This is a genomic window from Mesorhizobium sp. M4A.F.Ca.ET.050.02.1.1 (assembly GCF_003997725.1).
Taxonomy (GTDB): Bacteria; Pseudomonadota; Alphaproteobacteria; order Rhizobiales; family Rhizobiaceae; genus Mesorhizobium.
In genome coordinates this window covers 1-13,549 of the sequence record NZ_RZSG01000080.1, presented here as the reverse complement: position 1 = coordinate 13,549, position 13,549 = coordinate 1, and the positions used below count along the sequence as shown (strand labels likewise).

At 64.5% G+C, this 13,549-nt stretch carries 16 protein-coding genes and 1 pseudogene; 4 read left to right on the top strand and 13 right to left on the bottom strand.

The features are described 5' to 3' along the window. Nucleotides 1-301: pseudogene (locus EOA33_RS08940) on the bottom strand (DUF2339 domain-containing protein); the annotation flags it as partial. Nucleotides 302-555: 254 nt separating this feature from the next. Between EOA33_RS08940 and EOA33_RS08935 the strand changes: the two are divergent. Then, complete coding sequence (locus tag EOA33_RS08935; RefSeq protein ID WP_127405450.1) at nucleotides 556-1,020, top strand: NUDIX domain-containing protein; 465 nt, start codon at nucleotides 556-558, stop codon at nucleotides 1,018-1,020. Between the two features lie 9 nt (nucleotides 1,021-1,029). Here the strand turns inward: EOA33_RS08935 and recO are convergent, their stop codons facing one another. Further along, complete coding sequence (gene recO, locus EOA33_RS08930) at nucleotides 1,030-1,779, bottom strand: DNA repair protein RecO (protein ID WP_126059164.1); 750 nt, start codon at nucleotides 1,777-1,779, stop codon at nucleotides 1,030-1,032. A gap of 368 nt (nucleotides 1,780-2,147) precedes the next feature. On the opposite strand from recO, the gene EOA33_RS08925 reads away from it, so the two are divergent. Next, on the top strand, nucleotides 2,148-2,810 hold the full coding sequence (locus EOA33_RS08925) for a CPBP family intramembrane glutamic endopeptidase (RefSeq protein ID WP_245482276.1): 663 nt from the start codon (nucleotides 2,148-2,150) through the stop codon (nucleotides 2,808-2,810). Between the two features lie 52 nt (nucleotides 2,811-2,862). On the opposite strand, the gene era is transcribed toward EOA33_RS08925, so the two are convergent. The 8 genes from era to rpoZ form a co-directional block, all read right to left on the bottom strand. Then, entirely contained in the window at nucleotides 2,863-3,789 is a 927-nt protein-coding gene (era, locus tag EOA33_RS08920) for a GTPase Era (RefSeq protein ID WP_126055713.1), read from the bottom strand. Continuing rightward, nucleotides 3,786-4,514 carry a ribonuclease III gene (rnc, locus tag EOA33_RS08915; RefSeq protein ID WP_126055714.1) on the bottom strand — a complete coding sequence of 243 codons (729 nt, stop codon included), beginning with the start codon at nucleotides 4,512-4,514 and terminating at the stop codon, nucleotides 3,786-3,788. Before rnc ends, era begins: the two co-directional genes overlap by 4 nt. Before the next feature lie 3 nt (nucleotides 4,515-4,517). Continuing rightward, a complete protein-coding gene (lepB, locus tag EOA33_RS08910; RefSeq protein WP_126055715.1) occupies nucleotides 4,518-5,267 on the bottom strand; it encodes a signal peptidase I in 750 nt (249 codons plus the stop codon). A 76-nt stretch (nucleotides 5,268-5,343) separates the two neighbouring features. Next, on the bottom strand, nucleotides 5,344-5,757 hold the full coding sequence (gene acpS, locus EOA33_RS08905; RefSeq protein WP_126055716.1) for a holo-ACP synthase: 414 nt from the start codon (nucleotides 5,755-5,757) through the stop codon (nucleotides 5,344-5,346). Next, nucleotides 5,754-6,347: a DUF2062 domain-containing protein gene (locus EOA33_RS08900; protein ID WP_126055717.1), complete on the bottom strand. Its 594-nt coding sequence runs from the start codon at nucleotides 6,345-6,347 to the stop codon at nucleotides 5,754-5,756. Before EOA33_RS08900 ends, acpS begins: the two co-directional genes overlap by 4 nt. Before the next feature lie 308 nt (nucleotides 6,348-6,655). Next, nucleotides 6,656-7,234 (bottom strand): orotate phosphoribosyltransferase, encoded by a 579-nt coding sequence (gene pyrE, locus EOA33_RS08895; RefSeq protein WP_126055718.1) that lies wholly within the window; start codon nucleotides 7,232-7,234, stop codon nucleotides 6,656-6,658. A gap of 123 nt (nucleotides 7,235-7,357) precedes the next feature. After that, on the bottom strand, nucleotides 7,358-9,586 hold the full coding sequence (locus EOA33_RS08890; protein WP_126055719.1) for a bifunctional (p)ppGpp synthetase/guanosine-3',5'-bis(diphosphate) 3'-pyrophosphohydrolase: 2,229 nt from the start codon (nucleotides 9,584-9,586) through the stop codon (nucleotides 7,358-7,360). Nucleotides 9,587-9,709: 123 nt separating this feature from the next. After that, nucleotides 9,710-10,111, bottom strand: a complete 402-nt coding sequence (gene rpoZ, locus EOA33_RS08885; protein WP_126055720.1) for a DNA-directed RNA polymerase subunit omega — start codon at nucleotides 10,109-10,111, stop codon at nucleotides 9,710-9,712. A 304-nt stretch (nucleotides 10,112-10,415) separates the two neighbouring features. Between rpoZ and EOA33_RS08880 the strand changes: the two genes are divergently transcribed. Further along, nucleotides 10,416-10,997 carry an NYN domain-containing protein gene (locus EOA33_RS08880; protein WP_126055721.1) on the top strand — a complete coding sequence of 194 codons (582 nt, stop codon included), beginning with the start codon at nucleotides 10,416-10,418 and terminating at the stop codon, nucleotides 10,995-10,997. Then, nucleotides 10,994-11,665: a uracil-DNA glycosylase gene (locus EOA33_RS08875; RefSeq protein WP_190234236.1), complete on the top strand. Its 672-nt coding sequence runs from the start codon at nucleotides 10,994-10,996 to the stop codon at nucleotides 11,663-11,665. Before EOA33_RS08880 ends, EOA33_RS08875 begins: the two co-directional genes overlap by 4 nt. Here EOA33_RS08875 and EOA33_RS08870 read toward each other — a convergent pair. The 3 genes from EOA33_RS08870 to EOA33_RS08860 form a co-directional block, all read right to left on the bottom strand. Next, entirely contained in the window at nucleotides 11,634-12,380 is a 747-nt protein-coding gene (locus tag EOA33_RS08870; protein ID WP_126055722.1) for a GH25 family lysozyme, read from the bottom strand. The genes EOA33_RS08875 and EOA33_RS08870 overlap by 32 nt on opposite strands. An 81-nt stretch (nucleotides 12,381-12,461) precedes the next feature. Continuing rightward, nucleotides 12,462-12,941 (bottom strand): SsrA-binding protein SmpB, encoded by a 480-nt coding sequence (gene smpB, locus EOA33_RS08865; protein WP_126055723.1) that lies wholly within the window; start codon nucleotides 12,939-12,941, stop codon nucleotides 12,462-12,464. Between the two features lie 126 nt (nucleotides 12,942-13,067). Continuing rightward, nucleotides 13,068-13,549 (bottom strand): dihydrodipicolinate synthase family protein (locus EOA33_RS08860; protein WP_190234235.1); only part of this gene is annotated, 482 nt, incomplete at its 5' end.

Here is a 13,549-nt window from a genome sequence, read left to right as displayed (position 1 = left end):
CCTGGGCCCAGGGTCCGGAAACGACCTCGCCCACGGCAGCGGCGGCCTGCGCCGCCGGCGCTTCGGCGGGCACATCATCCGCCACAGGAGGAGACGCGACTTCGGCCGTGACCGCCTCGGCCGGCTTGCCGTCGGCTTGCGGCTGTTCGGCCAGCCTGGCGGCCGGCGGCACGGCGCCCGACAGCACAAGGCTGCGCAGTGCGCCAAGCTCGCGCTCGATCAGGCCGATGCGGCTCTGCTGGCGCGAGATGATGACGAAAAGGGCGATGATGGCGGCAAGGCCGATCAGGCTTTCAAACATGGCGGTTCCCCCAAACCAGGCCGGTTGTCACTGACAATTGCGGCGGCCAGACGGCCGGTTCCTCCAGGCAAACGCGCCGCCGGATCGGCGACAGCAAAGATCGAGCATGTTTCAGGACCAAATGCCAGCAGCTTGCTGCCTTTATCCAATGCCGCGGTGTCAAGGCGGCCAGGAATAAGCCTGCAAAGCGAGCTTGCGTGGCACGTGCCGCAAGTACTCATGCTAGTGTCGGCCAGACTTGATGAGGATGACCAATGCCGCAACGAAGCGCGGGCCTGCTGATCTACAGGCGCACCGGCGGGGTTTTCGAAATTCTGCTTGTCCATCCCGGCGGACCGTTCTGGGCAAGAAAGGATGAAGGGGCGTGGTCGATCCCGAAGGGGCTGGTCGACGAGAGCGAGGATGAACTCGCAGCCGCGCGACGTGAGGCCGTGGAGGAACTCGGCATCGCGATCGATGGACATTTCGAGCCGGTCGGCAGCTATCGGCAGCCGGGCGGCAAGATCGTGACGGCATGGAGCGTGGAATCGGACGTCGATGCGGACGCCGTCAGAAGCAACAAGTTCACCATGGAGTGGCCGCCGAGGTCGGGCTCCCTGAAAGAATTCCCCGAAGTGGACAAGGCCGGGTGGTTTTCGTTGCCGGAGGCCGGGCTCAAGATCCTGAAAGGCCAGCGCGCCATGCTCGACGATTTCATGCAGCGGCAAAACGCCGGCTAGGCGCAAGCGCTACTCTCCGGCGATCGCCTTGCCGGCCGCATGATGCCGTCTGAGCGCGGTGAGGAAACCGGCGCGGGCGTCGGGCGGATCGAGGCCGCGCGGCTCGTAGACATGGCGGGTGAAGAAGAAGCCGGTCAGCCGGAAGGCGTCCTCCAGCGCCGCCTGGTCGGCGCGGGGGCCCGAGCGCTGCAGGAAGGCCGGCAGCGCCAGCATCTTGTCGTGCCAGGGGGCACCCGCCGCGCGGGAGACGGCGCGGCCGGATTTCGGCGACACATAGGCGAGGTCCTGCCTGGAGCCGGTCGCCGCGCACTGGCTGAGGTCGAGGCCGAAGCCGAGCTCGTCGAGGATCAGCAGCTCGAAGCGCGCCACCAGCTCGCCCGCCGCGTCGGCATCGTCGAGATGGGCGATCATGACGGCAAGCGTCTCGTAAAGCGCGCCGTGGGCGTCGCGCTCGGGCAGCAGGCGCAGATGCGCCGCCATGGTCTGCAGGCCGTAGACGGCGATGGCGCTGTCCATCAGGCGAGCGGCGTTCATCTCGATCGCCTCGGCCTGGAAGGTGCCGAGATGCTCGTCGAGGCGGGCCCGCCACAGGAGATCGACGCGATTGCCCGGCTGCAGCACCGGCTGCTGCTTGCGCGAGCGGCCGCCGCGCACGAGGCCGAGATGGCGGCCATGGGCGCGCGTCATTACCTCGAGGATGGCGCTGGTTTCGCCATGCCTACGGGTGCCGAGAATGATTCCCTCGTCGCGCCATTCCATGCGGGGGAGCATTTCACCGATCGGCCGACGAAATCAAGGTTGGGCCGGGCGTGGCGCCGGGACTGTTGCCAATCGTAAATATCGGAAATTTCTCAGAAACCGATCGGGATTTTCCCCCGCGCCGGCGCCAAATGCGGGCATGTCGATCGGCGCGGCCGGTCCCAATCCTGTGGTCGACCCATCGGGCAAGCCGACCTCTCATTGCCAATCCGCCCGATGAGAGGACCTGCCGTGACTTCCTTCCCGAGCCTGGTGCGGGGGCATCAGCTGACCGCCTTCTTTTCGCTGGCGCTCGGCCTGACCTGGCTGACGTTCATCCCCTCTGGCTCTCCGGCGGCGAGAGCATTCCCTGGTTCACCTTCGGCCCGATGGTCGCCGGGTTCATCGTCGCCGCGCTTGCCGGCGGCTGGGCTTCGGTCAAGCCCGTCCTCGCCTCCATGGTGAAGTGGCGGGTTCGCACCTTCTGGTATCTGGTCGCGTTCGGACTGCCGTTTGGCGCGCAGCTCGTCTCGATCCTGATCAATCAGCTGTTCGGCGCCGCAGCCCCTGCCTGGGGCAACATTCCGGCCTTCTCCGAGATGCTGCCGATCATCGGCCTCTATGCGATCTTCAGCGGCCCGCTCGGCGAGGAGCCCGGCTGGCGCGGCGTTGCCACGCCACGTCTGCTCGCCGGCCATTCCGCTCTTGCCGGCAGCCTGATCCTCGGCGTGATCTGGGCCATCTGGCACTTCCCGCTCGGCCTGGTCGGCGACCTCAGCCTCTACGGCACGATCAACGTCGTGCTGGCCGGGATCGTCTTCACCTGGCTTTACCAGAACACCGGCAGCGTGCTTCTCGCCTTCCTGATGCATGTCACGCACCAGAACAGCGTGCGCTTCCTCGGCAAGGTGTTCGTTGATGGCGACTACGTGCAGCAGCAGTGGATCGGCGTGGCGATCTGGGCGGTCATCGCGGTGGCGATCGTCGCCTATTACGGCACCGAGAGCTTCGTGCGCCGACCCCAGGCACAGCTTTCCGTCGCCGCTGCCTGAGGCAGATAAGCAAACAAGCGCGGCGCCCCTCCCCGGGGTGCCGCGTTTTGCTTCAGTGCGGAAACTCCAGTCCCATCTCTCGGTAGCGCTCGGGGTCGTCGCCCCAGTTCTCGCGCACCTTGACGAACAGGAAGAGGTGCACCTTCTGCTCGAGTATGGCTGCGATCTCCATGCGCGCCGCCTGGCCGATGGCGCGGATGGTCTCGCCCTTGTGGCCGAGCACGATCTTCTTCTGGCTGTCGCGCTCGACATAGATGACCTGCTCGATGCGCACCGAGCCGTCCTTCTTCTCCTCCCATTTCTCGGTCTCGATGTGGGAGGAATAGGGGAGTTCCTGGTGCAGTCGCAGGTAAAGCTTCTCGCGGGTGATCTCGGCCGCGAGCTGGCGCATCGGCAGGTCGGAGATCTGGTCTTCCGGATAGTACCAGGGGCCAGCCGGCAAGGTTTCCGCGAGATAGTCCAGCAAGTCCTTGCAGCCGGAGCCGGTCAACGCGGAAACCATGAAAGTTCGCTTGAACGGCACGCGCTCATTCGCCGTCGCCGCAAGTGCCAAAAGCGTCTCCGGCTTGACACGGTCGACCTTGTTGAGGACCAGAAGCATCGGCTGCCGCACGTCCTTCAGCCGGTCGAGGATGGCGTCCGCGTCGCCCCTGATGCCGCGCTCGGCATCGATCAGAAGCACGACGATATCGGCGTCCTTGGCACCGCCCCAGGCGGTCGTCACCATCGCCGTGTCAAGCCGTCGCTTCGGCTTGAAGATGCCGGGCGTGTCGACGAAGACGATCTGGGCGTTCGCATGCGTGGCGATGCCGCGCACGATGGCGCGGGTGGTCTGCACCTTATGGGTGACGATAGACACCTTGGCGCCGACCAGTTGGTTGACCAGCGTCGACTTGCCGGCATTGGGGGCGCCGATCAGTGCAACGAAGCCGGAGTGCGTCGCGGGGGCCTCGCCCGCCGGTGCCGCGTGTTCGCTCATGCCGCGCTTCCTTCATTCAGCCAGACACCCTCGCGCAGCAGCAGCGCCGCAGCCGCCGCCTGCTCGGCCTCGCGCTTGGAGCGGCCGCTGCCGATGGCCGGAGCGAACTGGCCGACCTTGACGCTGACGGTGAACAGCGGATCGTGGTCCGGGCCCTCGCGGCCGTCGATGCGATAGGCCGGCGCGGCGCCCGCTGCTGCCTGGTGCGCCCATTCCTGCAACTCGGTCTTGGCGTCGCGACGGGCAGCGCCGATGGCCTGCGAGCGCGGCTGCCAGTAGCGGTGGATGAAGGCGCGGGCCGCATCCAGGCCGCCGTCGAGATAGAGCACGGCGATCAGCGATTCCAGCGCGTCGGCGCGCAGGTTGACGCGCTTGCGTCCATCGAGACCGCGCACGTCCGAGCCGGCGCGGATCAGGTCCGGCAGGCCGATCTCCTCGGCGATCTCGGACAGCGCCTCTGCATTGACCAGGGCGTTCAGCCGCAGCGACAGCTCGCCCTCGGCCGCATTCGGGAATGCCGCGAGCAGCATGTCGGCCACGACGAGGCCAAGCACGCGGTCGCCGAGGAATTCGAAGCGCTCATAGTCGACGCCGGCATGGCTCGAACGGGCGCTGGCATGGGTCAGCGCCCGCTGCAGCCGCTGGCGGTCGGCAAAGGCATGGCCGGTGCGCTGCATGAGCGCTTCGGCGAGCGCGTCGGCAGTGAGCCGCTTGGTTGACGCCATCACCTAGCTGACGAAATGGAACATGCGCGCGGCGCGCATCAGCGACGGCCACTTCCAGATCTCTAGCGGGCTGGCGCCGCCGGCGATCGAGAAGAAGACGATGTTGGCTCGGCCAACAAGGTTCTCGGCCGGCACGAAGCCGACGGTGAAGCGGCTGTCGGAGGAATTGTCGCGGTTGTCGCCCATCATGAAATAGTGGCCGGGAGGCACGTCGAACTCGCGCGTGTTGTCGCCGATCGAATTCGGATTGATGTCGAGCGTGTCATAGCTGACCCCGTTGGGCAGGGTCTCGCGATAGACATCGATCGGCTGAGGCTCTTCGGTGATGTCCGGATTGTCGATCTGGCCAGTCTTCACGCGCGGCACGCCGACACCGTTGATGAAGACCTGGCCGTCCTTGACCTGGATCTTGTCGCCGGGCAGGCCGACGACGCGCTTGATGTAGTCGATGGACGGGTCCGGCGGGAACTTGAACACCACCACGTCGCCGCGCTTCGGCTCGGAACTCCAGACGCGGCCGGAAAAGATGTCGGGACCGAAGGGCAGCGAATAGCGCGAATAGCCATAGGACCATTTGGTGACGAAGAGATAGTCGCCTTCGAGCAAGGTCGGGCGCATCGATCCGGATGGGATCGAGAAGGGCTGGAACAGGAAGGTGCGGATGACCAGCGCGAGCAGCAGCGCCTGAATGATGACGCTGACGGTTTCGCCAAGCCCGCCGGATTTCTTCTCGGATTTTTCAGCCACGCTCATGTCGTCCTCGATTGTGCGTTGGTTGGTATAGAGTCTCGGCGCGCGCTGGGCAACGTCAGCCGGAGGTCAGAAGCAATCAATGTGGCGCTTCTTCGGCGGGCAACGCCTCGATGATCACAAAGGCTTGAGCGAGCGGGAAATCGTCGGTGATGGTGAGATGGATCGCCGCCCTATGTCCCTTCGGCAGAATCTTGTCCAACTGCGCCGCCGCCCCGCCGGTCAAGGCCATGGTCGGCTTGCCGCCGGGCAGGTTGACGACGCCCATGTCGCGCCAGAAGACGCCATGCGCCATGCCGGTGCCCAGCGCCTTGGCGCAGGCCTCCTTGGCGGCGAAGCGCTTGGCATAGGAGGCCGCGCGGGCGGCCCGGTTCTCCGACCGGGCCTGCTCGACCTCGGTGTAGATACGCTGGATGAAGCGCTGGCCGTGCCGCTCCAACGACTTCTCGATGCGTCTGATGTCGATCAGGTCGCTGCCGATGCCGATGATCATTCCGCGGGGACTTCCCGTCCGCCATGTCCATGTTGCGTGGCCTTGCGCGCCCTCTCGGCCATGCGCTTCTTGCGTCGCTCGCGAAAGACGGTCATGCCCCATCGGGTGATGCCGTAGAAGAACAGGCCGAAGACGAGGCCGAGCGGTACCGCGCCGATCAGCATCGGCTCCAGCACCGGATGCCACAATTTCGCGAACGAAAGCGTGTGCATCATTTCCCCAAGGTGCTCAGGCGGCCCATGCTTGGGCAGTCGCTCATGCAGGATGAGCTTGCCGGTTTCCCAGGATGCGCCCCAGAGCAGCGGAAAGGTCAAAGGATTGCCGAAGAACACCGCGCCGAGCGCCGCCGCCACCAGATTGCCGGCAATCACCCAGCACAACACCGCTGCGATGACGAAGTGGAAGCCGAGCGGGAAAAACGAGGCGAAAACGCCGGCCGCGACGCCGGCGGCGACGGCATGCGGAGTGGCCTTCAGCCTCAGGATGCGCTTCGAGAAATACTGCACCGAGCGTGAGAACGAGCGGCGCGGCCAAAGATAGGTACGCACCCGCTCGAAAAGGCCGTCAGGCTTGCGGCGTCGAAAAAGCACTCTGTTCCGGTTCCTAGTACCCAACACCAGCTGTTCCGGCGACCTGAGCCGGCAGGCGATAGCCATATCTTGCGCTTCGAGGCCGCCCGAAGGCAACAGCGACTTTGATATAGCGACACGCCGGCCGAAGGACAACGTCCGGGCCAGCGTCTCGCCGCCCGAGCATATTAGAAACACGGCGGATTTGTGGAGACGGCGCCTTTATCCCGCCAACTCAAGCCCTTCAGCGCGGCGCTGCGGTCAGCGGGCGTCGCTGCCGAGGAGATTCAGGCAACGCGCTCAAGCGCTTGTTTTCACGCATGGCGGCATCAGATGTTGCGGCTGCCGGGCTTGACGGCCGGGATGGCGGCCAGTTCGGGCGGCAAGCGATCGGCCGGATAGGCCGGAACCTCGTATTCGGCGAGCGCGACCAGTGGCACGCCGACATCGGTCTTGCCGGCCGAACGGTCGATGATGCAGGCGGCCGCCGCCACCTCGGCGCCGAGCTCGCGCAGGCACTCGATGGTCTCGCGGATGGAGAGACCGGTGGTCACGATGTCCTCGACGATGACGACACGCGAGCCCTTGGCGATCTCGAAGCGGCGCAGCCTGAACTCGCCCCCTTCCCGTTCGACCCAGATCGCCGGGGCGCCGAGATGACGCGAGGTTTCGTAAGCCGGGATCAGGCCACCGATCGCCGGGCCGACGACATAGTCGATCCGGCCGGGCACCGCCTTGCGGATCTTCTCGGCCAGCGCCTTGCACAACCGCTCGGTCTTGTCGGCATGCATGAAGACCCTCGCCTTCTGCAGGAAGACCGGACTGCGCAAGCCCGACGTCAGGATGAAATGGCCCTCCAGAACTGCGCCGGCCTCGCGGAAGATGCCCAGCACTTCGTCGGTGTTCATAGTTGCTCCATGCCGATGGTGGGTGGTGAATCAGTAGTGAGTAGTTGGTAGTGAGAGCCCCTTCTATTCACTATTCACTATTCACTATTCACTATTCACTATTCACTATTCACTATTCACTATTCATCCATTCACGCGCCTTGCATCGCTGACGCTCGAATTGTCCTTGAGCTGCGAGAGCAGCCGGTTCAGGTGCTTGAGATCCCAGACCTCAAGATCGATCAGCATTTCGGTGAAGTCGGGCGCGGTGCGCACCATCGACAGTGTATGGATGTTGGCATCGTTCGAGGCAACGACCTGGGCGATGTCGGCAAGCGAGCCCGGCGCATTGATGGCCGTGACCGAAATGCGCGCCGGGAAACGCTCCTTGGTGCGCTCGTCAATGTCCCAGCGCACATCGATCCAGCGCTCGGGCTGGTCGTCAAAGGCCTGCAGCGCCGGCGACTGGATCGGGTAAATGGTGATGCCGGTGCCGGGCTGGATGATGCCGACGATGCGGTCGCCAGGCACGGCACCCTCCGGCGCGAAGCGAACCGGCAAATCGCCGCGCACGCCGCGGATCGGAACCGCGCCATCGCGCGGCTGGTCCTTGTCCTTGCGCGCGGCGCGGCCGGGCATCTGGAACAGCATGCCGGCGGCGTTGCGGATCTTCGACCAGCCCTCCTCCCTCTGCTTGGGGGCGCCGACCGTGACGCGCTCGTCCTTATAGTCGGGGAACACCGCCTTCATGACGTCGGTCGAGGCCAGTTCGCCGCGGCCGACGGAGGCCAGCACGTCGTCAATGTCCTTGCGCGCCAGCCGGTGCAGCACCGGCTTCAGGCTCTCCTTGGTGAAATTCTTGCCGGCGCGTTCAAAGGCGCGCTCCAAAATGCGGGCGCCGAGGCCGGAATATTGCTTGCGGATGGCATTCTTGGTGGCGCGGCGGATGGCGGCGCGCGCCTTGCCGGTGACGACCACCGATTCCCAGGCCGCCGGCGGCACCTGCGCCTTGGAGCGGATGATCTCGACCTCGTCGCCATTCTTCAACTCCGTCATCAGCGGCATGATGCGGCCATTGACCTTGGCGCCAACGCACGTGTCGCCGACATCGGTGTGGACGGCATAGGCGAAGTCGATGGGGGTCGCGCCACGCGGCAGCGCGATCAGCATGCCCTTTGGCGTGAAGCAGAACACCTGGTCCTGGAAGAGCTCCAGCTTGGTGTTCTCGAGGAAGTCCTCCGGGTTGTCGCCTTCGGCCAGCTGCTCGATGGTGCGCCGCAGCCAGGCATAGGCGTTGGTCTCCTTCGAGATGGCATGGCCGGCGCCATTCGTCTTGCCGCCAGTATCCTTGTAGATCGAATGCGCGGCGACGCCGTATTCGGCGATCTTGTTCATCTCGCGGGTGCGGATCTGCAATTCGACGCGCTGGCGCGACGGGCCGACGATGGTGGTGTGGATCGAGCGGTAGTCGTTCTGCTTGGGAGTCGAGATGTAGTCCTTGAAGCGGCCGGGCACCATCGACCATGTCGTGTGGATGGCGCCGAGCGCCCGGTAGCAATCCTCGACGGTGTCGACGACGACGCGGAAGCCGAAGATGTCGGAAAGCTGCTCGAAGGAGAGCGCCTTGGCCTCCATCTTGCGGAACACCGACCACGGCTTCTTCTGACGGCTTTTGACGCTGGCCCTGATCGCATGCTTTTCGAACAGACCGGACAGCGCCTTTTCGATCTCGGTCAGAACGCCCTTGTTGCGCTCGAATATCTCGGCGAGCCTCGCGGTGACGGCGCGGTAGGCTTCCGGATTGATGTAGCGGAAGGCGATCTCCTCAAGCTCCTCGCGCATGCCCTGCATGCCCATGCGACCGGCGAGCGGCGCATAGATGTCCATCGTCTCCTCGGCGATGCGCAGGCGCTTGGCTTCGGGAACATGGTCGAGCGTGCGCATGTTGTGCAGGCGGTCGGCGAGCTTGACGAGCAGCACGCGCACGTCCTCGGAGATCGCCAGCAGGAGCTTGCGCAGGTTCTCCGCCTGCTCGGCCTTCTTGGAGACGAGGTCGAGCTTCTTGAGCTTGGTCAGGCCCTCGACCAGCTTGCCCATTTCCGGCCCGAACAATTCGTCGATCTCGGCCCTGGTCGCGGTGGTGTCCTCGATCGTGTCATGCAGCAGGGCAACCGCAATGGTCGCTTCGTCCATATGCATATCGGTGAGGATGGCGGCGACTTCGAGCGGATGCGAGAAATAGGGATCGCCGGAAGCGCGCTTCTGGTGGCCATGCTTCTGCATGGCGTAGACGTAGGCCTTGTTCAACAGCGCCTCGTTGACGTCAGGCTTGTAGCGCTGGACGCGCTCGACAAGCTCATACTGACGCATCATGGGCGGGATCTCTCGGTGCTGAAATGAATCATGCGCCGCACTGGTGTGCGGCGCATGTCATAGATAGCCACGAAACTGCCGATACGGAAGTGCCGGATGCTTGATCCAGGCAATTCTAAGAGCTTAGTAGTCGTCGCTCTTTTCCGGCGGCACCAAGCCTTCGATGCCGGCCAGAAGGTCTTCCTCGGTCATGCGGTCGAAAGCGATGTTGTCCTCGGCATCGTCGGCATCGGCCGTCGCGACGGCAGCACCGGTCTGGTCCGCGATCACCTCGCCGTCAGCTTCCGGCTCGTCGACCTCGACGTGCTTCTGCAGCGAGTGGATCAGGTCTTCCTTGAGATCGTCGGGCGACAGCGTCTCGTCGGCGATCTCGCGCAGCGCGATCACCGGGTTCTTGTCGTTATCGCGCGGCACGGTGATCTGCGCGCCCTGGCTGATCTGACGGGCGCGGTGGCCGGCCAGAAGCACGAGCTCGAAGCGGTTGTCGACCTTGTCGATGCAATCTTCAACGGTTACGCGGGCCATGAATTGCCCCTTTCATGCGATGGATTTGATGGAAAACAGGCGCGGTCCTTAACCTGAACGCCGCTAAAATACAAGCTTCTTGGCAAGGTGGTGCGGCTTCAGGGGTTATCCAGGCTCAGTGCGGGAAAAGACCCGCGACGATGGCACCGCCGATCACAATTGCTTGCGAGGCACCGACACTGCTTGGATTGCCGCAAAACTGGCGCTATCTCGGATGATAAGGCCGTATGGTCCATCATGGGGCCGCGGGCATGGTCGCCGATGCATTTAGACGACCGCCCATTTTGAAAAAGGACATTTTTCCATGTTCGACCCTCGTGAGAAAATCGCTCTTTTCATCGACGGCGCAAATCTCTATGCCACCTCGCGGGCGCTCGGCTTCGACATCGACTACCGCAAGCTTCTGTCGAGCTTCCAGAAGCGCGGCTATCTGTTGCGTGCCTACTACTACACGGCGCTGGTTGAGGATCAGGAATATTCCTCAATCCGGCCGCTGATCGACTGGCTCGACTATAACGGCTTCAAGGTGGTGACCAAGCCGGCCAAGGAATTCACCGACTCGACCGGCCGCCGCAAGATCAAGGGCAATATGGACATCGAACTCACCGTCGATGCGCTCGAGCTCGCCGACGTCGTCGACCACTATGTCATCTTCTCCGGCGACGGCGATTTCCGCACGCTGGTGGAGGCGCTGCAGCGGCGCGGCCGCAAAGTCTCGATCGTCTCGACGATGGCCTCGCAGCCGCCGATGATATCGGACGACCTGCGTCGCCAGGCCGACCATTTCATCGACCTGATGAGCCTGAAGAACGAAGTCGGCCGCGATCCGTCCGAGCGGCCGGTGCGGCGGCCCGAACCGGCCGAGGTCGACGAGGACGAGTATTGACGACGGCGGCCCTGGTGGCCGCGACCTCCCCCGAACCCGGCCGCGACTGCCCGCTCTGCCCGCGGCTGCATGATTTCATCGCCGACTGGCGGCAGCGCGAGCCGACCTGGTTCAACGCACCGGTGCCGACCTTCCTGCCGCCGGAGGGCGAGGACGCGGTGCGGCTGCTCATCGTCGGGCTGGCGCCCGGCCTGCGCGGAGCCAACCGCACTGGACGGCCGTTCACCGGCGACTATGCCGGCGACCTGCTCTACGGCACTCTGATCGCGCAAGGCCTGGCGCGCGGCGAATTCAAGGCAAGGCCCGATGACGGACTGCAGCTGGTGCAGACCGCCATCACCAATGCGGTGCGCTGCGTGCCGCCGGAGAACAAGCCGGTAGGCGGCGAGATCGCCACCTGCCGGAGTTTCCTGGTGCCGACGATCGGGCGCTTTCCCAATCTGCGCGCGGTGCTGGCGCTGGGCTCGATCGCACACCAGTCGACGGTGCGGGCACTGGGCGAGCGCGTTGCCGCCTATCCGTTCCGGCACGGCGGACGTCAGGAAGCCGGAAGCATCACGCTGTTCTCCAGCTACCACTGCTCGCGCTACAACACCAACACCGGCGTGCTGACGGAAGCGATGTTCGTCAATGTGTTCAAGGAGATCGCGGCGCTTCTACAGGAATAGAATCGACCGGTGCCGAGGCAAACAGCGCGGCCAGCCTGTCCGCCCCACCCTGCAGCACGTTCAGGTCGACATCGCCCACGATGCCGTCGACGCGGCCCCGGTTGTGGTACTGCCAGTAGATCCAGTCGTCCTCGCCCGGCCGCATGGCCAGCGAGCGCAGCCAGCGCGGGCGAACGGCGATATGCGCCGAGTAGGCCTGAGCCGCCTCGTCGGTGAGATAGACGATCGCCGGCTTGCCGAAGGCCGCCTCGACCGGGCCGAGGAACGCCTGGAGTTCGGTATTCAATTGCTCGGCCGACGGCCGCTGCGGGCAATTGCCGCCGAATTCGATGTCGACCACCGGCGGCAGCAGCGGCTCGCCGCGCGGCACCACCGAGATGAAATTCCTCGCCTGGTCGCCACCCGGCCGGCAGAAGGTGAAGAAGTGATAGGCGCCGACCGCCAGCCCCGCCTCGCGCGCCTCGCGCAGGTTGGTGGCGAAGGCATCGTCGACATGATCGCCGCCTTCGGTCGCCTTGATGACGGCAAAGGCGACGTCGTCGGCGGCAACGCGTCGCCAGTCGATCCGGCCCTGGTGGTGGGAGACGTCGATGCCCCTGACCGGGAATCGGTCGCGATCAGGAGAGAAAGTGTGGAAATAAAACAGCCCGCCCACTGCGGCGATGCACGCCAGAACAAGGCCGGCCAGGACCCAGAGGACGATCCGCTTCTTCAAGACTATCCCCTGCTGTCGGCTCCACATCTCCGCAAGCTGAAGGCGAACTGTTGGCTTTTTTCAGGCTGCTGCTGAGATTTTTCAACCGCGTTGCTTGAGCAGGCGACCCTTCTCGCGCGACCAGTCGCGCTGCTTCTCGGTCTCGCGCTTGTCGTGCAGCTTCTTGCCGCGGGCGACTGCAAGCAAAAGCTTGGCGCGACCGCGATCGTTGAAATAGATCTTGAGCGGCACCAGCGTCATGCCTTCGCGATCGACGCTCTGCGACAGCTTCGCCATCTCGCGCTTGGAGAGCAGAAGCTTGCGGCGCCGGCGCGGCTCGTGGTTGAAGCGATTTGCCTGAAGATATTCCGGCAGGTAGGAATTGATCAGCCAGATCTCGCCACCCTCGGCCGAGGCGTAGGATTCCTGGATGTTGGCCTGGCCCTGGCGCAGCGACTTGACCTCGGTGCCGGTCAGCACCAGGCCGGCCTCGATCGTGTCGAGGACCTCGTACGAGAACCGCGCCTTGCGGTTCTCCGCAACGGTCCTGTTGTTGGGATCGGCTTTCTTGACTTGATTCATAATGCGGAGAGGTGGCGCCTCATCTAGAGCGATTCACCGTTTCACGGAAACGTCGAACCGCTCTATCTATTCATTTTGACGCAATTCCGAATGGAAATCCGCTACACACTTTTTCCTGGAATTGCTCTAGTTTATCAAGCCGGCGTGCTTCATCGCCTGGTCGATCTTCTCGGCCGTCGAAGCCTCGATCGTGACCAGCGGCGAGCGCACGACGTTCTCGACCTTGCCCAGCTTCGACAGCGCGTATTTGGCGCCGCACAGGCCAGGCTCGGTGAAGATCGCCTTGTGCAGCGGCAGCAGGCGATCCTGCAAGTCGAGCGCCGTGGCGCTGTCGCCGGACAGCGTCGCTTCCTGGAACTCCGAGCAGAGGCGGGGCGCGACGTTCGACGTCACCGAGATGCAGCCGACGCCGCCATGCGCGTTGAAGCCCAGCGCCGAGGCATCCTCGCCGGAAAGCTGGATGAAGTCCTTGCCGCAGGTGGCGCGCTGCTCGGAGACGCGCTCGACCTTGCCGGTGGCATCCTTGACGCCGACGATGTTCTTGAAGTCGTGCGCCAACCGACCCATCGTCTCGGGCGTCATGTCGATGACCGAGCGCGGCGGGATAT

Bases quoted from the DNA above. Each gene is read 5' to 3' on its own strand.
- EOA33_RS08925 (WP_245482276.1), top strand. From the start codon at position 2,148: ATGGTCGCCGGGTTCATCGTCGCCGCGCTTGCCGGCGGCTGGGCTTCG.
- recO (WP_126059164.1), bottom strand. From the start codon at position 1,779: ATGGAATGGCGCGACGAGGGAATCATTCTCGGCACCCGTAGGCATGGC.
- rnc (WP_126055714.1), bottom strand. From the start codon at position 4,514: ATGGCGTCAACCAAGCGGCTCACTGCCGACGCGCTCGCCGAAGCGCTC.
- lepB (WP_126055715.1), bottom strand. From the start codon at position 5,267: ATGAGCGTGGCTGAAAAATCCGAGAAGAAATCCGGCGGGCTTGGCGAA.
- EOA33_RS08890 (WP_126055719.1), bottom strand. From the start codon at position 9,586: ATGATGCGTCAGTATGAGCTTGTCGAGCGCGTCCAGCGCTACAAGCCT.
- EOA33_RS08935 (WP_127405450.1), top strand. From the start codon at position 556: ATGCCGCAACGAAGCGCGGGCCTGCTGATCTACAGGCGCACCGGCGGG.
- EOA33_RS08880 (WP_126055721.1), top strand. From the start codon at position 10,416: ATGTTCGACCCTCGTGAGAAAATCGCTCTTTTCATCGACGGCGCAAAT.
- rpoZ (WP_126055720.1), bottom strand. From the start codon at position 10,111: ATGGCCCGCGTAACCGTTGAAGATTGCATCGACAAGGTCGACAACCGC.
- smpB (WP_126055723.1), bottom strand. From the start codon at position 12,941: ATGAATCAAGTCAAGAAAGCCGATCCCAACAACAGGACCGTTGCGGAG.
- pyrE (WP_126055718.1), bottom strand. From the start codon at position 7,234: ATGAACACCGACGAAGTGCTGGGCATCTTCCGCGAGGCCGGCGCAGTT.
- acpS (WP_126055716.1), bottom strand. From the start codon at position 5,757: ATGATCATCGGCATCGGCAGCGACCTGATCGACATCAGACGCATCGAG.
- era (WP_126055713.1), bottom strand. From the start codon at position 3,789: ATGAGCGAACACGCGGCACCGGCGGGCGAGGCCCCCGCGACGCACTCC.